A 20,588-nucleotide genomic window follows, 5' to 3' on the forward strand; every position below is an offset into this window, starting at 1 on the left:
CGACCTATACCAGGGCACGGAGCTCGCGTTGAACCTGCTTCAAAAGCCTGTAGCGTGCGTGTGCCTTGGCATGAAACGCAGCCTGTGCGGGGTCTGCCTGAAGATTGTCGCCGCGATGGACCATGCGGGACGCGGCTTCGCCGACGTTCGCGTACACTCCGGCCGCGACGGCGCCGAGCATTGCTGCGCCCAGCAGCACCGGCTCCTTCGAACCCGCTAGCTCGACGTCGGAGCCGGTCGCGTCCGCCAGAATCCGCCGCATGAGGGCGCTCTTGGCAAAACCGCCGGACAGGATCAGGCGGTCGATCGTCTGGCCGTTCGCACGCAGCCGCTCGACGATGTCGACGGTGCCGTAGGCAAGGCCGCGGAGCGTCGCGACATAGAGGTCAACGAGGTCGTCGAGGTCGGTCCCAAGCCGCAAACCCGAGATGATGGCGCTGGCATGCGGATCGGGATCGGGGGAACGGTTGCCGAGAAATTCCGGCACCACGTCGAGCCCGGCGCCAATCAGTGATGCTGCCTCCAGCGTGCCGGCCCGCTGAACGGCCGCCTCCTCCAGGAAAGCCAGCAATGGCTGCCCGGCAGCTTCGGCCGCCTCCCTGGCGGCTTGGCAGGCCGGATGGAGAGACACGGCATGATCGAGCGCGGCTCCAAATGCGGACTGGCCGCCTTCATTCAACCAGAAGCCCGGCAGAAGCGCCCCGAAATACGGTCCCCACACGCCCTCGACGTACCGCGGCTCGCGCGACAGCGTCATGGTGCACGCCGACGTGCCTGCGATCAGCGCCATTTCCGTTGCAGGGTCCCTGCCACCGGCTCCAAGCGTGCCGAGGCCGCCGCTATGTGCATCGATCAGGGAGGCGCCGACGGCAGTTCCCGCCTGAAGATCGAGCTCCTTCGCTGCGCTTTGCGTCAAACCGGACGCGATCGGTGTCGCCACATCGATCACATGAGGACCGATGCGGTCGAACTCTTCGTCAGCCAACTGGCCAAGCCCGATCTCCTCGAAATAGGATCGGTCCCACCGCTTTTCGTGGCCGAGATAGGTCCATTTGCAAACGACCGTGCAATTCGAGCGCGCGCTGTCGCCGGTCGCCCGGAAACTGAGATAGTCGGGCAGGTCGAAGAAGTGGCCGGCTCTGGCGAAGGTCTCGGGTGCATGTCTGCTCAGCCAAAGAAGTTTCGGCGTCTCCATCTCCGGGGAAATCTGGCCGCCGACGAAGGACAGCACCGGATGGGACGTCGCGTTGATGTCGTCCGTCTCCTTCAATGCACGATGATCCATCCAGACGATCACGTCGCGCGCGTGCTCGCCCGAAAGGCCGACAGGCAATGGCTCGCCATCCTTGTCGACGACGACCATGGAGCAGGTCGCGTCGAAGCCGATACCGACCACACGCTCCTTGGCGATATCAGCCGCAGTGCGCGCCTCACGAACAGCCTCGCAGGTTTTCTCCCATATGTCGGCGGAGGACTGCTCCACATGGTCGCCGTTCTTCCAAAGCTTGAGAGTCCGCGAGGCGTGTCCGAGCAGGCCACCGTCCTCATCGAACACGCCTGCGCGCACGCTGCCTGTCCCGACATCGACGCCGATGAAGCATGGACCCGCCATCACGCGTTCTGCGCTTTCTCGAGCGATACCCCGCACAACTTCACCTCAAGGCCGAGTTTGCTGGCGAGCGCCGCCTTCGCAGCCATCGACGCATCGGCAGCGGCCGCATCGTTTGCGTAGACGACCTGGATATGATTGGCCTTGTGGCGCGCCATCATCTGGTCGCGGCTCACGCCATCGAAGACGGCGTGCATGATCGGCCATTCCTGGTTGGTCAGCGACCAACGCCGCTCGGTTTCCTCCTGCGGCAATGACACTGCCCTGCCCCGGCCGATGTCCATGCAGAGGCGCCCATCGGCAATGAAGATGCGGGACCACACGAGTTCGCCGGGTCGCGCAACGCCGCGCAACGTCCCGCCACCCTTGCGGAAGAACATGGGCGGCTGGCGCATCGACTGCGACCCGCGATAGCCACCTTCATGATGGGCCGCCGGCGCGGCTCCCGAAATCTCCAACACCCAGACATAGTCGGCGACGCTTCCGCTCTGGTCCAGGTCGCCCCAGCGCAAGTCGTGCAGCGTCGTCTCGACCGGCTGACCCAGTGCCCGGTGAATACGGTTCGTGAGCAAGCCGTCGACGGCCGCACATTCATCGACCTCGTTGAAGTGAACGATGGCCTGGCCATCCCTGATGATGCGGCCGTCCGCGTCTTTCACGGGAGGTCGATCGTCATTGTTCAGCAAGCCCTCAACTAGATCGGAAGCCGGCAAAAGGTCCTTGAGGCCCTGCTGATACTGAATCCCGATCGTCTCACAGCCGAACGTATTGGCCATGCGGACCGCCGCGATATACATGCGGCATTGATCGATCACCTGGCCCTCGGTGAGTTCGGTCGCTTCATCTGAACCCAGATGGAACGTCATGCCGCGTTCGACCAGCCAGTCATAGATAGCCCGCGCTTCAGCTTCGGGCACCTGCTTCGCTTCGTAGTAGAGCGACGACTGAGACAGCCTTTCCTTGAAGATGCCCAGCGGGAAAAGCATCTCGTCGGGGATGATGGCGTTGTACATGCCCATGCATCCCTCATCGAAAACGCCCATGATCGAGCGATTGGCCTGCAGATCAGCGGCGATTTCCTCGGCCATCGCATTGGCCTCGGCAGGGACGGATCCAGGCTCGAAACCCCGGACGTGGGAGGCGTCCTGCTCCACATGGCCGGTGGTCAACCATTCTTTCAGCTTGGCGTCGAACCAGTCATCCTCGAAGTCGATGCTCCAAAGGCTGGAATAGGTCACACCGGCCTTGGTGAGCGAACCGTTGAGGTTCAATAGCCCCACCAGTCCTGGCCAGGTGCCTGACCAGTTCGCCACGGTGAGGATCGGGCCGCGATGGCGGATAAGACCGGCAAAGACGTTCTGGGAATACTGCCAGACGGCTTCCGCCACGACGAGCGGAGCGTCGGGGTCGATCGTCTTGAAGACATCGATGCCTTCCTTCTGCGTGGCGATGAAGCCATGCCCGGCATCTTCCTTGACCGGGTGACCCCGCTTAATCGATGCGCCATGGCGGGCGAACGCTGCTGACAGCCGCCTTTCCATGTCGCTCTGGGCGGGCCAGCACTTCAGATTGGCGCTCTCACGCAGGTCGCCGCTTGCGATCAAAACCACTTCCTTGGTCATTTCAAATCCTCCTCCCTGTCGCTACTGCAAGCCTTTCGAGCTCGAAGCGGATGCGTGCTATCGGCGATGAAGCTCTTGCAGGATCTCGATCAGATCCGGCGCGGCCTTGAGATCGAATGTCTTGAGTGGAGGCCGCACGGTGGCGAGCTTCTCCAGATCGAACCGCCAGCCAGCCAGTGCCTTGACGGCCGGGACAACGGGATGGCGAGCGATCGCGGCGTAGAGCGTGCACATCTGCTGGAAGACCGGATCATCCGCCTTCGTTTCGCTGCCAGCGATGCGTGCCATCTGTGCGGGCGCGATGTTGCCAAGACCCGAGATCGCACCGGCAGCGCCGAGCGCGATCGCCTCAGGCAGAAAGATCTCGTTGCCGACGAAGACTGCCAGTTCCGGAAAATCCGTCACGCTGTCGCGCACATGCGCGGCGTCGGGAACGCTGTCCTTTATGCCCGCGATGATCGGACCGTAGCGATCGATCAGCGAGCGGATGATGCGCCGTTCGATTGAGACGGAAACGACGCTCGGGATATCGTAGAGCGTAAGGCGAAGCCGATCATCACCGATCCTGTCGATGGCCTGCGCGATGAAATCTTCCAGGCCCTCATTCGAAATGCCCTTAAAGAAGAACGGGGGTAGGAGCAGCTGCCGAAAACATCCCTGCCCGATCGCGTGCCTTGCAAGCTCCACGACATCGGTCAGGGCAGCAGCGCCGATGCCGACCATGATCCCGTCGGGTGAGCAGCCTGAGGCAACAAGCGCTTCAAGCGCTGCCTTCCGTTCAGTCAAGGAAAAGGACTGGGCCTCGCCCAGCGTGCCGAAAAGAACGACGCCGGCTGCGCCTTGCTCCACCACATCGCGGGCGATTGCGGAAAGCTGCGCGCCGTCGATGGATCCATCGTCGAGCAGCGGGGTGATGAGCGGTATCAGAAGTACCGGATTGCGATTTGCCATCGGATTGAACTCGATCTGGAGAAGGCTTCAGCGCACGAGATATTTGTCGCGCGCGGCATTGGTGAAGGCCACACCGTGGCCCGGTCGGTCGGGCACGATGACATGGCCATCCGCGACCTCGAGACCATGCTCCAGCAGATCATCCATGAAGGGATAGAACTCGACATAGGTCGGCCTGGGCAAAGCAGCAGCCAGATGGACGTGCAGCACGGTCATGAAATGCGGCGCGACCGCCAGACCGAACGTGTCGGCCATCTCCCCGATCTTCAGCGCCTCGGTGAAGCCGCCGACGAAGCAAAGGTCCGGTTGCAGCACATCGAGTGCGCCTGCAGAGACGAAGGGCGCGAAATCGCGGCGCGAATGAAAATGTTCACCGGACGCGATTGCCATCGGCAATTGCGATCTCAGCCTTTTATAACCTTCGATGTCCTGCGACAGGATGGGCTCCTCGAACCAGTAGATGTCGAGGTCGCCCAGCTGCTTGCCGAGCCAGAGGGCAGCGGGCAGGCTCAGACGTTCATTGGCATCGCAGAGAATACGGGGCTCCGGACCGATGGCCTCGCGGACCGCACGGACACGCTCGATGTCCTTGTCGGGCTGGCGGCCGACACGGATCTTCACCGCATCGAAGCCTTCCTCGATATACTCGACGGAGCTCGACACGAGGTCCTCCAGCGGCAGCGACGGGCTTGCCTTCCCGCTGCCATAGCTCGGGATGCGATCGCGCCGCTGGCCCAGCGCCTTCGACAGCGACACGCCGCGCATGCGCGCAACCAGATCCCATAGGGCAACGTCGATCGAAGCAATCGCCATGCTGGCAATGCCGTGGCCGAGACGATGCGTGCGATGGAAAAGCTCGTCGTTGATAACTTCGACTTCGGCAGCTTCCCGGCCTTGCAGCTGCGGCAGGAGCACCACATCGAGAAGCGCGCGTACGGCTTCGCCGCCACCATAGTCGGAGGTGAAGGTCCAGCCGGTTCCTTCCTCGCCCGAACTGTCCACGACCGTGACGCCGATCAGTTCGAAATACTCGTCGCTCCGCTCCGCCGCGAGACGGTTGGAGGGGAAGCGCAGCATCCAGCTGCGTGCGGATTTGATCGTCATTGGGACTTTCCATTCACTTGATCTTCGAGGACGACGGTCCGTGCCGGATCGAATTCCAAGGCAACTTGCGCGCCTGGCTCGAAGCGCGCCGGCGGTGTGGTCTGGACGCGCAGCGTCGTCTGGCCGGGTCCGTCGCAGGCGATGAAGTAATCGACGATGCCGCCGGTGAAGACCACGGTTTGGATCGTGCCCACGAGCCGGTTCATGCCGGCAGTGGGAGACGCGGAAGCGGCGGTTAGCGTGATCTCCGAAGGACGCACCGAAACGAGAAACTGCTGCGTTTCGCCGTTCATCGCCGCACCGCTTGCCTTGAGCCGATGCGCGCCGAACGAGCCCACCGCCAACTGGTCGTCGCTCAAGAGTCGGTTCAGAGTCAGCGTATTGGTCAAACCGATGAAGCCGGCAACGAACGCGGTCTTCGGCCGCTCGTAGATTTCCGACGGCGTGCCAGACTGGACGACGAGCCCATTGCTCATCACGACGATCTTGTCGGAAAGTGCGAGCGCCTCTTCTTGGCTGTGCGTGACATAGACGCTGGTGATGCCGAGCTTCTGCTGCAGGTCCCGGATCTCGAAGCGCATCTGCTCCCTGAGCACTGCATCGAGGTTGCTGAGCGGCTCATCGAAGAGCAAGATCTGCGGCCGCGATGCGACGGCACGCGCCAACGCCACGCGCTGCTGCTGACCGCCCGACAACTGGCTCGGGTAACGGCCCACATGATCGGCCATTCCGACCATAGCGAGCACATCGGAGACTCGGCGTTCGATGTCGGTGGCGTTCAGCCCCTTGCGCTTCAGCCCGTAGCCGACATTGTCGGCAACGGACATGTGCGGCCAGAGCGCGTAGCTTTGGAAGACCATGCCCATGTCGCGCCGCTCCGGCGGAACCGCGCCGGTCGTGTCGGACAAGAGCTTCGATCCGACAGTGATCGACCCGCTCGACAGCGGCTCCAGACCGGCAATCATGCGCAGTGTCGTCGTCTTGCCGCATCCGCTCGGCCCGATCAGAGACACCATGGATCCCTTCGGAACATCGATCGAAATGCCGCGGACCGCTTCGTAGTTGCCGTAGGATTTATAGACATCGTTCAGGCGCAGATCTTGCGCCTGAACAGTGTCAGCGGCAGAGAGTGCTGCTGAAGCGGCCATCGGTCAGCGGCCGAAAGCCTGATCGAACGCCTCGACCTGCGCTTCGCGCTCATTGGCGATGAAATCGGCGTCGACCGGAACGATCGTGACATCGCTCACTGCCGTCCCATCCGGGAATGTGTAGTCCACATCGTTGCGAACCGGTGCACAGCCGAGCGCGTCGGGCATGATGGCCTGCGCTTCCGGCGACACGACATAGTCGAGCCAGGCCTGGGCCGCTTCCTGGTTGTCGGACTGCTCGAACATCGCGAAGGACGAGATTTCGCCAGGCGATCCTTCGCTCGGCCAGACGAGGCTCGTCGGGTCGCCGCGATTGGCCGACGTCTGGCCATTGGCGAGAAGCTGAACGGCGATCGGACGCTCGCCGCTCGCGGTCATGTCGCGGATCGTGCCGTGCGAGCGCTCCAGACGCGGTGCATTTTCGGCCAGCCGCTCGAAGTAGCCCCAGCCATAGTCGTCGCCTTCGTCGGCCAGATGCTCGGTGATGAACCACAGGAAGGAATGAACGGACTGCGAGCTTGCCGGATCGGCGAGAGCAAGCTGGTCCTTCCAGCGCGGATCGAGCAACCCGGCCCAGTCCGTCGGCGCATCGGCTTCGCTGATGGCATTGGTGTTGTACTGGATGAGATAGAGATTGACGCAGGCCGGAACCGACGTGCCGCTCTCGTCGAGCACTTCGGTGCGCACACCCTCCAGCCCTGCGGGCTCATAGGCAGAGAATGCCGAATGAGCGGCCTGGAGAGAGGCGATGGAGGCCTGGTTCAGTCCGATGACGTCAGCCTGCGGGCGGCCTGCGCGCAGTTCGAGTTCAACCGTAGAGATGAGCTGCTCACCCGGCTGGACCGATATCTGCACTTCGACATCCGGATACTGCTCCGCGAACCCGTCGACAAGCGCCTTCATGTGCTCGTCCGGATAGGCCGAATAGATCTGCAACGGGCCTTCCTGCGCGAATGCTGGCACCGCCGCGAAGATGCAGGCGAGCGCTGTGACTGTCCTTGTCAATTTCATGGATACTCTCCCTGGTTTCGGCATGGGCTCCTCCCTAGCCGATGGTGAAACCGCGCATGAGCACGGACCTGCGGCCGACAAGGGCCGCGATGAGAAACAAGAGCGACACGCTGACGAAAATGCAGACGCCGTAGGCGCAGGCGACGGCGAGACCGCCATTGCCGTTCCAGACGCTGAGCAGCGAGGTGGAGATCGTCTGCGTGCTGAAGCCGCGGAGAATGATGGAAGCGCTGAGTTCCGGGATCGCGAGAATGAACACCAGCAGCCAGGTGTAGATGACGACCGGCATGATGAGCGGCAGCGTGATGCGCATCAGCGTCTGAATTTCCGTCGCGCCGAAGACGCGGGAGGATTCCTCGATTTCCGGCGAAATCTGGAGCAGTGCCGTCTGCCCGTTGCGCACGCCGATGGGAATGAAGCGCGCGAGATAGGCGACAAGCAGGATCGTCGGCGTGCCGTAGATGCCGGTCAGGTTGCCGGGCCAGTTCAGGTAGATGACGATCAGCGCGAAGGCGATGGCCGTTCCGGGCACAGCGAGCGGCAGAATGGAAAGATAATCGAGCGCACTGCGACCGGCGAACCGGGTCCGCAGGATGACATAGGACACGATGACGCCGATGGCGACGACGATCGTCGCGGCCGATGCAGCGAGTGATACGCTGAGCAGCGCCGCCTTGCGGATGGATGGATCCGACAGAACGACACGATAATTGTCGAGCGTCAGATTGGCGATGTTGAAGCCGTTGCCGATGCTCTTCATCAGGCTGACGGCGATCATCGTTCCATACGGGAGGACGAAGGCGATCAGGACATAGAAGACTGCAAGCGCGGTCAGGAGCGGCGTTGCCCAACCGAGATCGATGCGCCTTGGCGCGAAGGCTTTGCCGCCGAGCGTGCGGTAGCGATCCTCGTTGCGCAGCATGAGGCGCTGACCACCAAGCGCAATGCCCGACAGCAGCACGAGCACCACCGCCGCGACCGACGCGGAGGCGAAATCGAGCCCAAGCAGCGCGTTGCGGATCGAGACCGTCAACACGTCGATGCCGAGCATTTCCGGCGGACCGTACATCGCAAGCGATGTCGCAAAGGCGAGAAGCGTGCCGGCGAGCAAGGCCGGGCGCATGAGCGGCAAGGTCACGTCGCGAATGGCCTCGAGTGCTGACGCGCCTTTCAGACGTGCCGCCTCTTCAAGCGCGGGATCCATGTTGGCGAGCGCCGGTGTGAGCGCGAGGAAGACGAAGGCCACACCGTTCGGAAGCGCGGTGAGAACGAGGCCCCAGAGGCTGAAGATGTCGATCGGTCCGGCGGTCGACTGCATGCCGAACACGGCCCGCAAGGCCACGTTGGCATACCCCGCGTTCGGCCCGGCCATCAGAATATAGCCCATGGCAAGCAGAAACTCGGGACTGATCAGGGCGAGGATCATCGTGGCGCGCACGATGCGCTTCAGCCGCATGTTAGTCCGCGCGACCCCGAAAGCGAGAGGCGCACCGATGACGACACTCAGTACCGCGATGCCGATGGCAACGAGAAGGCTGTTCCAGGTCGCCGTGAGAAGCCGTGGGCTGGAGAGGAAATCGCGGTAGGCTTCGATTGTCCAGCCATCCTGATAGACGCTGGACAGGAAGATCGCGGCAACCGGTGCGCCGATGAAGATGACCAGGCATGCAACCGACAGGCCGGCTGCGGTCAGCGACCAGCCGCTTGAGCCGGATCGCTGTAACTTGCCTGTCGATGCTCGATCGACCGTAGCGGCTGCCTCGGCGGACATCATCGCGAGGCCGTTTCCAACTCGCGCACTGCCGTGCCGGCCGGCACCAGCAGGTGGCTTTCGATTTCCTTCAGGTCCGGCGCAACCGCGACGTCGAACGGGATGTGCGAGAGCACGTCTTTCTGCAGATCGATGCCTGGCACGATTTCCGTCAGGACCAGGCCCTGAGGCGTAACGGAGAAGACGCCGCGGTCGGTGATGATCGTTGCGGCCTTGCCGCTTTCGAGACCGAGGCGCGCATTGAACGTGATCTGCTCGACGGCTTCGACGAAGCGACGGATGCGTCCTTCCTTTGCGATCGTCAGCCCGTTCTCGCCATGCGTCTCGTCGAGGCCGCCTGTGGTCAACGTTCCGCAGAACATCAGATTGCGCACGCCGTGAACGATGTTCACGAAGCCACCGCACCCAGGCAGCATGCCCGAGAAGCGGCTGACATTGATGTTGCCGTGCCGGTCTACTTCGCCAAAGGACAGGATCGAGACGTCGGGGCCACCGCCCTCATAGAACTGGAACACTTCGTTCTGGTCGAGAATGATCTCGGGATTGCGCGACACGCCACCCACCTGCGGCCAGCCGCCCATCGGCCCTTGCTCGACCGTGAAATAGAGGTCGTCGCGCCCGGCAGCACGCGCCATTTCAGGCACTTCGTACATGGGGACGCCAGCACCGAGATTGACCATCGCGCCTTGCGGCAGTTTGCTGACGGCGAGCCGCGCCACAAAATCGCGGGGCAGATTGCGGTTGCTCGTCGGGGGTAGTTCGATGCGCTCGGCCCCCGTCAGATGCGGGGCTTGCTCGTCCTCCCAGACGTCAGGCTGGACCACCACGGCACTGACGATGCTCCCCGGAATGCGGCCCATGCGGGGGTGGATCTCGCCCACTTCGACGATGCGGTTCACCTCTGCGATCACCGTCCCACCCGACTGGTGCGCGGCCATGGCGAGTTCGATCGTTCCGTGGTCGAAAGCCTCCTGGTCGAAGAAGAGATTGCCGCGCTCGTCGGCAGCGCTCGCCTTGATGAAGGCGACATCGATCGGCAACCGGGGATAATAGATGAGGTCTTCACCTTCGAGCGTCGTTCGACGGCACAGATCCGCTTCCGCAGCTGCGTTGACCTTGCCGCCACCGAGTTCCGGATCGACGAACGTGCCAATACCGACCGGTGTCGCAAAACCCGAGCGTCCTGCCGCCGTCGCACGCAGCAACTGCACCAGCGTTCCCATCGGCAGATTGTAGGCAGCCGTCTGATTGGTATCGATCAGAACATTCAGCGCGTTGTTGGAAGAACGGCTGAAGCTCGAAGTGATGACCTTGGCCATCAGTCCCGGCACCGCCAAGCGATTGAGGCCGCTATCGGCCCCGCCCTTTCCGCCACGCGCCCGCTCGACCATTGCGATGGCGACGACAGTGAGATTGCTCGGCGCCTGCGTCTTCGAAAACCTCTCAGCCAAGGCCTCGATCAAAGCTTCTGGAACGACGCGGTAGCCGCCTCCCGAAATTGCCAATGTCCCGCCTGAGGGAACTAGCTCTGCCGCCTGGTCGCCCGAAATCACACGCAAGTCTCATCTCCCTCGACACGTTCGAAAAGAGGCTAACTGAAAGCGCTATCATTGGCAATTGCCGTGTTTCAATTTCGGAGCAGCTCGGACAACACCCTACGGAGACCCCGCCTCTTCGGGTATAACATAGCATTTTCAGTGCGTTAGCTCTTGGCTCCTAATGGCTCGGCAAACCAACCCGATATTTATCATGTAAAGGCTTACATTTTTTTCTTTCCAGGCTTCCTGTGGTGTGGCAGATCAGAAGGCAATCGATCACCGAACGTCGGAGTTTCCATGCGTCAGCGACTGCAGAGCGGCATCATCCCCGCGCCCATCATGCCGTTTCTCGAGAATGCTGCGGTCGATTGGACAACATTCGACTCTTATATGGGCCAGCTGATCGGCTCCGGGATTTCGGCACTGGCCGTGAACATGGCTGCGGCGGAAGCAACGGCTCTCGAACATTCCGAGCAGGTCGAGGCCGTCAAGCGCAGCCGACAAATCTCTGCGGGCGAAACTCCGATCGTCTCGGGCCTGATTGCGCCTTATACACAAGGTGCCGTCGACCACGCGAAACGCCTCGTGGACGCAGGCGCCGAAAGCCTGGTGGTCTTCCCGCCCCTGCCAACATTTCTTTCCAAGCCCCTGCCCGCCTCGATTGTCGTCGACTATCACGCCGCCGTCGAAGAAGCCGTGGATGTTCCCCTCATCGCATTCCAGACGGCGAACGCCGGCTATCCGGTCGGGACGATCGCGAAGCTCGCCGAGCTGAAGAACGTCGTTGCAATCAAGGATGCGGCCTTCGACATCGATCGCACTTGGGAGATCGTCGAAGAAGCTCAAGAGACCAACGGGCGCATCGCCGTCTTGACCGGCAATGACACGTTCGTGCTGGAGGCGATGCTGATGGGCTGCCAGGGCGCGTTGATCGGCCTGGCCGGCGCGTTCACTGCCAAGCTCGTCGAGATGCAGAAGCTGGCGGCGGAGGGTAAGGCAACGGAAGCCTATCAGATCTGGAACGAGATCGGCCCGATGGCGCGGCTTTGCTGGTCGAACCCGCTGCGCGATTACCGGGCACGCATGAAGTATCTGCTTATGCGCCAGGGCGTCATCCCGACCGACAAGACGCGCGCTCCCCAAACCACCATTACCGCTGCCGATCGACAGAAGGCGGATATGCTGTTCGAAAAGCATGGACTTGGGGCGCCGGCCTATCTGCCGCTCGGGCGCTGATATCGCGCTTATCGAAAACCCAAACGACGAAGTATCATGAGCCCTACAGAAAACCACTCCGACAAGATCGTCATCGAACATCCGGCGAGCCACATCGCGCTCATCCGCATCAACCGACCGGAAAAGAAGAATGCGCTGCATAGCTCGATGGTGATCGAACTCGGCCGCCTGCTGGTCGAACTCGACCGGAATGACGACATTCGCTGCGTCGTCCTGACCGGCACCGAGGCAGCGTTTGCCGCCGGTGCGGACATCAAGGAAATGGTGACGTTCGGGCCTCCGGCCACATCGAACAATCCGCGCCGCGTCGCCGCCTGGCGCGCGATCGAAGCCTTCTCGAAGCCGCTCATCGCTGCCGTCAACGGCATCTGCTTCGGCGCGGGCAACGAACTGGCGATGGTCTGCGATTTCATCATCGCCGGCGAGAATGCGCAGTTTGGCCAGCCGGAAGTAAAGATCGGCGGGATGGCCGGCGATGGCGGCACGCAGCGTCTTCCACGCAAGCTCGGTGCGAATGTCGCATCCTACATGCTGTTCAGTGGTGAGCCGCTTCAAGTCGAACGCGCTTACCAACTTGGCTTCGTGGTCGAAGTGTGCCCCGTTGCCGATACCGTCAACCGCGCCATCGAAATCGGCAGCATCATCGCTTCACGAGCGCCGGTCGCAGTCAGAAACACCAAGGCCTGCGTGCGCACGGCGGTCGGTGCAACGCTCGAGAACGGCATCGCGTTCGAGCGTGACGCGATCTGGCGCAACAGCATGACGGAAGACCGGCAGGAAGGCATGACGGCATTTACCGAAAAACGCCCGCCCGTCTTCAAGGGCCGATGAGACATCGCAGCGGGCTCAGCGTTTCAAAAATGCTGAGCCCATTCGATACCGTTGAATAGTTTCGAGCCGCGATCCGTGCTCATGGGCAGCTGCTGCAGCCATCTCACGCAGTGCCGGGACACGCGGATCCTCCGGATCATCCACTTCCAGCACCACACCGACCGAGCGGATGCGACACCGCACGTGCCGGAAATCCGGCAGCAGCGCGCGCGCACGCATCTCCATCTGCTCGACGAACGCCAGATCATGAGCATTGATCGAGATGCCCGTTTCGATCCTGCTCGATAGGCAGGGTTGGGCCGGCAGCTCGGCGAGATCCGTCAAGCCGAGTTCCGCCGCGACATCGCGCACGTCACGCTTCGTCAGTTGCGCCTCGATCAGCGGATGGACGACGTCGCGCTCCCTGGCGGCGAGTAGACCGGGACGATAATCGCCGAGATCATCCAGATTGGCGCCGGAGGCGACGATCGCGTCCCCGACATGCGCGCGGATGCGGTCATAGAGGTTCGTCTTGCAGAAGTAGCAACGGTTCTGTGGGTTGGCGAGATAGCGCTCATCCGACATTTCGCCGGCTTCCGCCACCGTCAGCCGCCAGCCCTGCTCAGCCGCATGGTGCTTCACCCTTGCTGTCGCTTCCATCGGGACTGCCGGGGAGACGGCGTGGAAGACAGTCAATTGCGTGATGCCATGCGCGACATGCGCGAGCGTCATGCTGTCGACACCTCCGGAAACGGCGACTGTGAGGCTGTCGTACGGGCGAAGAACATTCCTGAGCCGGTCGATCGGTCGCTCAATCGTCATCGGCATCATCCCACTCGATCCGCCGCGCCAGGTCGCGACGTGCCTGGAGCCCGGCTGTATCGGCCAGTTCGTCCGATTCAATCTTGGTGCTTGCGCCGCCACCGGGCCGCTGAGCCGTCTTGATGCGACGGCCCTCACGCAGTGCATGCGCACGCGTCAATACGCGGCGCTGCTGGAGACTGATCCGCACGCCGAGCGTCGAGGTTTCCAGGAAAGCGAGGTCGCTCACCTGCTTCGAAGCATCAGGGCGAACGAGGAGCTGGAACCGGGTAGCGGGACGCCCCTTCTTTCCCTGAACAGTCATCAGGCTCAGATCGATCACACCATCGGCGGCCCGCAGGCGATCGGCCGAGATCGCGATTTCTTCACCGGTCATGTCGTCGATATCGAAGCACATGACCTCGATCTCTTCCTGTGCGGATGGTGCGCCCGCGTCGAACGCCGAGAGCCGGAGGATGTTCGGAAGGGCCTTCAGATCGCGCGTTCCTGCGCCTGTTCCGGTCGCGATCAGCCGACCGAGCGAAGTTCGGCGCGGCGGATCGGGGGGGCAGAGATGCTTCAAAATCGCGCCACCCGTCGGCGTCACGCGCTCGCCGGCCACACCATCGTCGCGCCAGCGAAAGCCTTCGAGTATGGCAGCGGTGGCTGGCGCAGGCACTGGCAACAGCCCATGTTGCGTCGAGACCAGCCCGGAGCCCCTCGGCAGGTCCGAGACGCTCCACTCAGCCGGCTGCAGCGCGGCGATGAGGCTGCCGGCAGCCACGACGTCCATCAGCGAATCCCAATCGCCGATTTCATGGAAATGCACGTCATCGAGAGAAGTGCCGTGAATATGGGCTTCGGCTTCGGCGAGAATGCGCAGGATGGCGCCGGCATGAGCCGCCGTTCCTTCGGACAGCGCTGCCGTCTCGATCCGCGCGCGAAGCGAGCGGTAGTCCGAGGCGACTTCGCCCTTTCGCTTCGACTCGTTGTGGTGACCATGCGATTGATGATCATGGCCGTGCCGATGGTGGTCGTGGCGCTCCTGCGCCCGCTCCGCCCAGGCGAGTTGGAATCGCAGTGCGCGAAGGCCGGACGATTGGCCAGCTTCGATGGCGGGCTCGCCGATGTGCGCCGGAAGAACCGCGCTGACATCGGCGAGCATGGCTGGTCGCAGATCAGGGAACGCGTCGAGCACCGCAGCGACGAACATATCGCCCGCCATTCCGCCCACCGCATCGAGATGCAGATTGAGCTTGGTCTTCGTTGCTGCGTTCTGCGCCATAGAACTCTTTCGTCGATGCGTCAGATGGGCCGCGTTTGCAACTGGACGGTCTTCAGTTCGGTGAATTCGTCGATGGCAAAGCGGCCGCGCTCATGTCCGACGCCACTGTCGCGGTGGCCGACGATGGGCAGTTCCGGAACGCCGGCGAGGAACGTGTTCACCTCGATCGATCCTGCGACGAGCTTGCGCGAAAACTGGATCGCTGTATTCAAATCATTGGTCCAGACACCCGCTGCCAGTCCATAGGACGTGCTGTTGGCGATGGAAACCGCCTCGCCAAAGTCGTCGAATGTCAAAACGGAGAGCACCGGACCGAAGATTTCTTCCTGCGCAATCTTCATGGCAGGCTCGACGCCCGTGAAGACCGTCGGCTGGACGAAATGTCCTGGCAGCGCGCTGACCGCACGATCGGCTTCGAGCGACCAGCGCTGCGCGCCCGCTCGCTCACCATCAGCGATGTAGCCCTCGACACGCTGCTTCTGAAGGCCGCTCACGAGAGGTCCGAGCGTCGTTTCCAGATCCAGCGGATCGCCGACCTTCAACTTGGAGATTTCGGTCTGGACGGCCTCGCAGAACTTCTCGGCGATCGATCGTTCAACGACGAGCCGCGTTCCGCCAACGCATGCCTGGCCGGCATTGCGCGTTGCGCCCAGCGCCACTTTCTCCGCAGCCAGATCGAGATCGGCGTCTGCACACACGATATGTGCGCTTTTTCCGCCCAGTTCGAGGGACACGCGCTTCAGCCGCTCTCCGGCAAGCGCACCGATCTTGCGCCCGACAGCCGTTGACCCGGTGAACGAGATCATGTCGACCTCCTCGGCGCTGCAAAGCTCATCACCGAGATCGAGGCCGGTGCCGGCGATGATGTTGACGACGCCTGCCGGGATGCCGGCTTCCATCAGAAGCTCGCCGAGACGGAGCGCCGAGCCTGAGGTCAGTTCGCTCGGCTTCACCACGGCGGAGCAGCCAACGGCGAGAGCGAAGGGAAGTTTCTGGCTGTTGATCAGCAGCGGATAGTTCCACGGCGTGATCATGCTGACCACGCCGACCGGATTGCGCAGGATCAGCCCAAGCGCGCCATTTCCGAACGTGTCATAGGTGTCGCCATAGCTGTGACGTGCGAGCGTTGCGGCGTATTCCCAATGGGCGATCGTTCCGCCGATCTCCCGGTCGACCAGGCCAATCGGCTTGCCGACTTCCAGACACTCGATCTCGCGGAGTTCGACGCGATGCTGATCGATCAACGCTGCGACCTTGAGCAGGATCCGACTGCGGTCGGCGGCCGACAGACCGGACCAGACGGCACTATCGAAACTGCGCCGGGCAGCCTTCAGGGCTTCGCGCAGATCCTCGGCCGTCGCCTTGGGATAGCGGCTGACCACCGTGCCGTGGGCTGGGTTTTCCCGTTCGATGACGTCGCGCTCGCCTGCCCGCACGAAGCGCCCGTCGATGAGGGCAGAATAGTCGCGTGGCTTTTCGGGAAGTTTCAGCGGGCCGGGTCCGGTCGAATGCTGCAATGGTTCTCTCCTGATGTCGATCAGGCCGCTACCTGGCGGCGCCTCTGCTCGAGGATGATGTCCGAGATGCGCTCGGCGACCATGATCGTTGGCAAATTGGTGTTCCCGCTCGGAATTCCGGGAAAGATGGAGGCGTCGACGACGCGTAGGCCGTTGACGCCGTGAACGCGCCCGTCGAAGTCGGTCACGGCCCTGGGGTCGTCATGCGCTCCTATTCGGCAGGAACAGGACGCGTGCCACACGCCGACAGCAGCGCGTCGAATGAACGCTTCGAGCGCATGATCATCCTTCATCAGGACCGACATCGGGTCGCCCTCGACGATCAACGTGTTGATCAGAAGGCTGCGCAGCTTTTCGGGACCGTCGAGCAGGCGTGCAAGCATGCCAGTCGCCAGACGGTTTCGTGCGTTGAGTGCGCCGACCTGGCGGACCTTGTCGCTGTAGCTTGCGGGAAACACGTTGCTGACGACACCTGCAAGCTCGTCGCTCAGCACGATCGCCGCCAGCTTGCGGTAGCCGAGCATCATGCGGTCGAGATCGCGGCTGTCCGACAGAAGGTTGAAGTCGATCTTCGGTTCGGTGCGCCAATCGCGATTGGCCAAGGTCACCGAACCATCCTCCGAGAAGGTCTTGTTGACCCACATGTTCACGGTTGAAAGCTGACTGCCCACATCGTGCCAGGCAGATTTCGAGGCGATCGATGCCGCCATATCACCGCGCGGTGCGCCATGAAGCTCGGACGAAAACCGCAGTCCGAGCATGAGGTGGCGTCGGGTCCGTCCGTTGATCCGAGCTTCCGGCTTGATGAAGGCCGCAACGGCGACCGACGGATGGTCCATGAGCCTGCGGCCGACGCCCTGGCGGTCCGCCACGACATCGATGCCCAGTTGTTTGAGGTCATCGGCCGGGCCGATCCCGGCGCGCAGGAGAAGTGCCGGCGAGTGGAGCGCACCCGCCGACAGAATGACTTCCCGCGCACGATATTGCCGCTCCGGCGCATTGCCTGTCACTGCCGAAACGCCGGTGCAGGTGAGGCCTTCGAACGACAGGCCTGTGACCTGCGTGTTGGTCATCAGCGTCAGGTTCTCGCGGCTGCGCACGCGGTAGCCGAGATAGCCGATCGCGGTCGTTACGCGGCGGTCATAGATGTTGCTGATTGCCACCGGATAATATCCGTCGACGAACTCGCCGTTCTGATCCGGAACATAGTCGAACCCGGCGCTCTTGAATGCGCGCGCCATGGCGTGGGCGTGCTCGGGCCAAAGGCTTTCGTCGACGCGGGAAATTGCGATCGGTCCGTCCTGCCCGTGCAGCGGGCCATCGAAATCGACGTCGCGCTCGAGCTTGCGAAAATACGGCAGCACCGTTTCCCAGCGCCAGCCGGATGCGCCCTTGGCTTCCCACTCGTCGTAGTCATGCGGCGCACCGCGATTGGCGAGTTGTCCGTTGACTGCGGACCCGCCACCCAGAACCTTCGCCTGCTCGTATTTGCGCAAGGGCCGCGATGCATCCGGCTTGTCGGAAGATGAAGCCTCCGTAGTCGCCTTCAGATCGTTCCAAAGAAAGCGCGAATTCAGGTAGGCAAGTCCGGCAAAGCTGTCGAGGATCGGCGCGGGGACGCGGCCCGGGGGCGTGTCTTCGCCCGCCTCGATCAGGAGCACCCGCGTCGATGGATCGGCTGAAAGCCGATTCGCGAGCACGCACCCTGCACTTCCGCCACCCACGATGATGAAGTCGTAAATCTCGGCCATCTCGCCGGTTGCCTTCTCAGACATGCACCCAACCATCGTAACGCGGATGTTCTTCCGTGATGGGCAGAACGACCGTTTCTCCCGTTTCGGCCGCGTGGAACTGTGCCGTGATGAGTTCCAGCGATCGCCGGGCATCCTCGAGCGTGACGGCGAATGGGCGCGACTTCAGGAGTGCGTCCGCGAAATCCTCGAACTGGCCCGCGAAGTCCTCGCGCCCGATGGGTGCTGCGGCCAGGATCGCATCTACCTGTTCCTGCAGCTCCGGCGTCGCCGCCGTCACTTCCCATGGCTCGTAGCCAGGGCGGATCGCGTTCTCGTCACGGCAGTAACGCTCGATGACCATGTTCTCGAAGCAAAGCCGGATGCGGGTACTCGGACGAACCGAACCGAGCGTCGCGGTCAGTGAGGCGAGAGATCCATCAGCCATGCGAAGGCTCGCCACCGCGCAATCCTCCACTTCGATTGGATTGACCCTGGTCGTCTTGAAGCCCCGCACCTCGGCAATCGGGCCCGTCAGCCACGCGAATAGATCGTGGATGTGGATCGACTGGGTCAAGAGCACGCCACCCAGTTCGGTCGCGAACTTGCCGCGCCATGGCACCGAGTAGTAGGCGGGTCCGCGAAGCCATGCCGTTTCCACGGAGGACACATAGGCGCGACCACACAAACCCGACGCGATCAGCGCCTTGATCTTCGCAATGCCCGGAGCAAAGCGGTACTGGAAAATCGGCATCACCCGGCGTCCGGATCGCTTTTCAGCTGCGATGACTTCGTCCATCAGCCGCAACGAGCTGGTGAAGGGCTTTTCGCAAATCACGTCCTTGCCCGCATCGAGTGCCGCCATCACCATCGCATGGTGCATGGACGGCGGCGTGCAGATGCTGACGACGTCCACCTCGTCGCTCGCCAGAATGGCCTCGTAGCTGGCGACCCGCTCTATGCCGTGCTTGTCCGCAAATGACCTGGCCCGTGCCTCGTCGAGATCGCAACATGCTGACACGCCGAAGCGATCCTTCAGGGCATCGAAGCCCCGCTCGATCTGGCTGCCGGCAACCCATCCACAGCCGATGATGGCGACGCGCAACCGCTTCCTGTCCCGATCGCTCATTTCAGGCCGCCATATCCGCTGCATAGGCGCGGGTGAGGAGCCGACCCGCCTCGTCGAACCGAAGATCCTCCAGGGGCCCCTCGTCCACATAGTTTGCACTGGCGCGCATGGCGGGCAGAAGCGCTTCGGACAGCAGGACCTCGTCCAGGTGAAGCGTCGAGCGGATGATGCAGAGCCCGGTTTCCGGATCGGTTCTCGACCAGGAGGTTGAAACGAGCGCGCGCAACGCATCGCGGTCATCCGCAAGCACGATCGGAAAGCGCGATTTCTCGACGAGCGTGGAAGTCAACGAGTTCATGTAGATCTGCTGCACGTCGACCTTGGCGGCGACGTCGAGTGTCGTGAAATCGGCGAGACCGATACCGAGCCCATTGCCGCCAGTCGCCTTGGATAGGCCAAGGACCGCGATCCGCGAAACGAAGGGAGGCGGATTGGGTATCGATCGGAGATCCGCCCTCCCCGTCACCGCGTGGTCCATGCCTGCGCCTGAAATATCCTTGCCGATCTGCTCGACGACCAGAGCATCGATGTGGTCGAAGGGCAGTCGCGCGATGTGCGTCTTTGCCAGCTTGAGAAGCCGTTCGTCCGCTTCGAAAAAGTCGTCCCGATCAACGCCTTCCAGCACGACCAGTTGCTTCGCTGCGTTTTCGACGAGCGCAATGCCGAATGCGATCGGCGAATGCTGAAGCGCGATTTTCGCGAGCGCCGGCAGAGTTTCGCTCAGTGCTGGCGGACCGGTGCGATGGACCGCGCGCGCCCCATCCGCCTTGCCGAGACCGACCGCTGTCATCTTGACCAGACCGCTCTCGATCGGCCGATCGAAGGTCGTGTGGGACTTCACGCGGTTGATCACCACGACCGCATCGGCGCCTGCTGCGTTCTTGTCGAACTTGCAGCGTGCCCCGTCTGGGGTCTCACCATAGTCGACGACGTCCATCGTTGCCCTGATCTCGCAACCGAGCGCTTCGGGCGTCAAACCGAGATTGGCGAGCACCTTCACCTGGCCTTCAGCCGTCCCGCCGCCATGGCTTCCCATCGCCGGAACGACGAAGGGTGCATGGCCCATGGCCTTCAGCGTGTCGATCACCGTGCGGGCGACCGTCGGGATGCTGTTGATCCCACGGCTGCCCAGTGCGACGGCGATCGCGCTTCCGGCCGGCATGGCGTTCAGCCGTGCGGAGGAGCGTATCGCCTTCTCCGCTGCACCTGGGATGTCGGCAATTGGATCGCCGGCCGGATGGCGCAGACGGACGCGCGCGACCTTCGGCAGGACGACGTCCTCGAGATGCTTGAACCTCAACTCGGGAAACTGTGCACTCGGCATGA

General features: G+C 62.7%; 16 protein-coding genes. 2 read left to right on the plus strand and 14 right to left on the minus strand.

Going from position 1 to position 20,588, the window contains the following annotated elements:
• Window positions 1–4: 4 nt before the first annotated feature.
• The 8 genes from PU133_RS01540 to PU133_RS01575 are packed head-to-tail and all read right to left on the minus strand — an operon-like array spanning window position 5 to window position 10,769.
• Window positions 5–1,612, minus strand: coding sequence for an FGGY-family carbohydrate kinase (locus tag PU133_RS01540; RefSeq protein WP_404863223.1), 1,608 nt, complete (start codon window positions 1,610–1,612; stop codon window positions 5–7).
• Window positions 1,612–3,231 (minus strand): fucose isomerase, encoded by a 1,620-nt coding sequence (locus tag PU133_RS01545; protein ID WP_404863224.1) that lies wholly within the window; start codon window positions 3,229–3,231, stop codon window positions 1,612–1,614. The genes PU133_RS01540 and PU133_RS01545 overlap by 1 nt, the downstream gene beginning before the upstream one ends.
• Before the next feature lie 57 nt (window positions 3,232–3,288).
• Entirely contained in the window at window positions 3,289–4,182 is an 894-nt protein-coding gene (locus PU133_RS01550) for a dihydrodipicolinate synthase family protein (RefSeq protein ID WP_404863225.1), read from the minus strand.
• 27 nt (window positions 4,183–4,209) lie between these two features.
• Window positions 4,210–5,286, minus strand: a complete 1,077-nt coding sequence (locus tag PU133_RS01555) for a mandelate racemase/muconate lactonizing enzyme family protein (protein ID WP_404863226.1) — start codon at window positions 5,284–5,286, stop codon at window positions 4,210–4,212.
• Window positions 5,283–6,434, minus strand: a complete 1,152-nt coding sequence (locus PU133_RS01560) for an ABC transporter ATP-binding protein (RefSeq protein WP_404863227.1) — start codon at window positions 6,432–6,434, stop codon at window positions 5,283–5,285. The genes PU133_RS01555 and PU133_RS01560 overlap by 4 nt, the downstream gene beginning before the upstream one ends.
• Before the next feature lie 3 nt (window positions 6,435–6,437).
• A complete protein-coding gene (locus tag PU133_RS01565) occupies window positions 6,438–7,445 on the minus strand; it encodes an ABC transporter substrate-binding protein (protein WP_404863228.1) in 1,008 nt (335 codons plus the stop codon).
• Between the two features lie 34 nt (window positions 7,446–7,479).
• Window positions 7,480–9,219 carry an ABC transporter permease gene (locus tag PU133_RS01570; protein WP_404863229.1) on the minus strand — a complete coding sequence of 580 codons (1,740 nt, stop codon included), beginning with the start codon at window positions 9,217–9,219 and terminating at the stop codon, window positions 7,480–7,482.
• Window positions 9,216–10,769 (minus strand): malonate decarboxylase subunit alpha, encoded by a 1,554-nt coding sequence (locus PU133_RS01575; protein WP_404864410.1) that lies wholly within the window; start codon window positions 10,767–10,769, stop codon window positions 9,216–9,218. Before PU133_RS01575 ends, PU133_RS01570 begins: the two co-directional genes overlap by 4 nt.
• A 282-nt stretch (window positions 10,770–11,051) precedes the next feature.
• Between PU133_RS01575 and PU133_RS01580 the strand changes: the two genes are divergently transcribed.
• Window positions 11,052–11,990 carry a dihydrodipicolinate synthase family protein gene (locus PU133_RS01580; RefSeq protein WP_404863230.1) on the plus strand — a complete coding sequence of 313 codons (939 nt, stop codon included), beginning with the start codon at window positions 11,052–11,054 and terminating at the stop codon, window positions 11,988–11,990.
• Window positions 11,991–12,026: 36 nt separating this feature from the next.
• Window positions 12,027–12,821: an enoyl-CoA hydratase/isomerase family protein gene (locus PU133_RS01585; protein ID WP_404863231.1), complete on the plus strand. Its 795-nt coding sequence runs from the start codon at window positions 12,027–12,029 to the stop codon at window positions 12,819–12,821.
• A gap of 15 nt (window positions 12,822–12,836) precedes the next feature.
• Here the strand turns inward: PU133_RS01585 and PU133_RS01590 are convergent, their stop codons facing one another.
• The 6 genes from PU133_RS01590 to PU133_RS01615 are packed head-to-tail and all read right to left on the minus strand — an operon-like array spanning window position 12,837 to window position 20,586.
• Window positions 12,837–13,622 carry an adenine nucleotide alpha hydrolase gene (locus tag PU133_RS01590; protein WP_404863232.1) on the minus strand — a complete coding sequence of 262 codons (786 nt, stop codon included), beginning with the start codon at window positions 13,620–13,622 and terminating at the stop codon, window positions 12,837–12,839.
• Entirely contained in the window at window positions 13,612–14,886 is a 1,275-nt protein-coding gene (locus tag PU133_RS01595; RefSeq protein ID WP_404863233.1) for a LarC family nickel insertion protein, read from the minus strand. Before PU133_RS01595 ends, PU133_RS01590 begins: the two co-directional genes overlap by 11 nt.
• A 20-nt stretch (window positions 14,887–14,906) precedes the next feature.
• Window positions 14,907–16,403 carry an aldehyde dehydrogenase family protein gene (locus PU133_RS01600; protein WP_404863234.1) on the minus strand — a complete coding sequence of 499 codons (1,497 nt, stop codon included), beginning with the start codon at window positions 16,401–16,403 and terminating at the stop codon, window positions 14,907–14,909.
• A 20-nt stretch (window positions 16,404–16,423) separates the two neighbouring features.
• The gene (locus tag PU133_RS01605; RefSeq protein ID WP_404863235.1) at window positions 16,424–18,178 is read right to left on the minus strand and encodes a GMC family oxidoreductase; all 1,755 of its coding nucleotides are present in this window, start codon (window positions 18,176–18,178) and stop codon (window positions 16,424–16,426) included.
• Entirely contained in the window at window positions 18,171–19,262 is a 1,092-nt protein-coding gene (locus tag PU133_RS01610) for a Gfo/Idh/MocA family protein (RefSeq protein WP_404863236.1), read from the minus strand. Before PU133_RS01610 ends, PU133_RS01605 begins: the two co-directional genes overlap by 8 nt.
• 1 nt (window position 19,263) lies before the next feature.
• Window positions 19,264–20,586: a DUF362 domain-containing protein gene (locus PU133_RS01615; RefSeq protein WP_404863237.1), complete on the minus strand. Its 1,323-nt coding sequence runs from the start codon at window positions 20,584–20,586 to the stop codon at window positions 19,264–19,266.
• Between the last annotated feature and the right edge of the window lie 2 nt (window positions 20,587–20,588).

The sequence above is a fragment of the Georhizobium sp. MAB10 genome, from assembly GCF_045012825.1.
GTDB lineage: Bacteria > Pseudomonadota > Alphaproteobacteria > Rhizobiales > Rhizobiaceae > Georhizobium > Georhizobium profundi.

Excerpts from the sequence above, each read along its gene's own strand:
- PU133_RS01605 (WP_404863235.1), bottom strand. The coding sequence starts at position 18,178 with ATGTCTGAGAAGGCAACCGGCGAGATGGCCGAGATTTACGACTTCATC.
- PU133_RS01580 (WP_404863230.1), top strand. The coding sequence starts at position 11,052 with ATGCGTCAGCGACTGCAGAGCGGCATCATCCCCGCGCCCATCATGCCG.
- PU133_RS01590 (WP_404863232.1), bottom strand. The coding sequence starts at position 13,622 with ATGACGATTGAGCGACCGATCGACCGGCTCAGGAATGTTCTTCGCCCG.
- PU133_RS01545 (WP_404863224.1), bottom strand. The coding sequence starts at position 3,231 with ATGACCAAGGAAGTGGTTTTGATCGCAAGCGGCGACCTGCGTGAGAGC.
- PU133_RS01560 (WP_404863227.1), bottom strand. The coding sequence starts at position 6,434 with ATGGCCGCTTCAGCAGCACTCTCTGCCGCTGACACTGTTCAGGCGCAA.
- PU133_RS01550 (WP_404863225.1), bottom strand. The coding sequence starts at position 4,182 with ATGGCAAATCGCAATCCGGTACTTCTGATACCGCTCATCACCCCGCTG.
- PU133_RS01610 (WP_404863236.1), bottom strand. The coding sequence starts at position 19,262 with ATGAGCGATCGGGACAGGAAGCGGTTGCGCGTCGCCATCATCGGCTGT.
- PU133_RS01555 (WP_404863226.1), bottom strand. The coding sequence starts at position 5,286 with ATGACGATCAAATCCGCACGCAGCTGGATGCTGCGCTTCCCCTCCAAC.
- PU133_RS01615 (WP_404863237.1), bottom strand. The coding sequence starts at position 20,586 with ATGCCGAGTGCACAGTTTCCCGAGTTGAGGTTCAAGCATCTCGAGGAC.
- PU133_RS01595 (WP_404863233.1), bottom strand. The coding sequence starts at position 14,886 with ATGGCGCAGAACGCAGCAACGAAGACCAAGCTCAATCTGCATCTCGAT.
- PU133_RS01540 (WP_404863223.1), bottom strand. The coding sequence starts at position 1,612 with ATGGCGGGTCCATGCTTCATCGGCGTCGATGTCGGGACAGGCAGCGTG.
- PU133_RS01565 (WP_404863228.1), bottom strand. The coding sequence starts at position 7,445 with ATGAAATTGACAAGGACAGTCACAGCGCTCGCCTGCATCTTCGCGGCG.
- PU133_RS01570 (WP_404863229.1), bottom strand. The coding sequence starts at position 9,219 with ATGATGTCCGCCGAGGCAGCCGCTACGGTCGATCGAGCATCGACAGGC.
- PU133_RS01585 (WP_404863231.1), top strand. The coding sequence starts at position 12,027 with ATGAGCCCTACAGAAAACCACTCCGACAAGATCGTCATCGAACATCCG.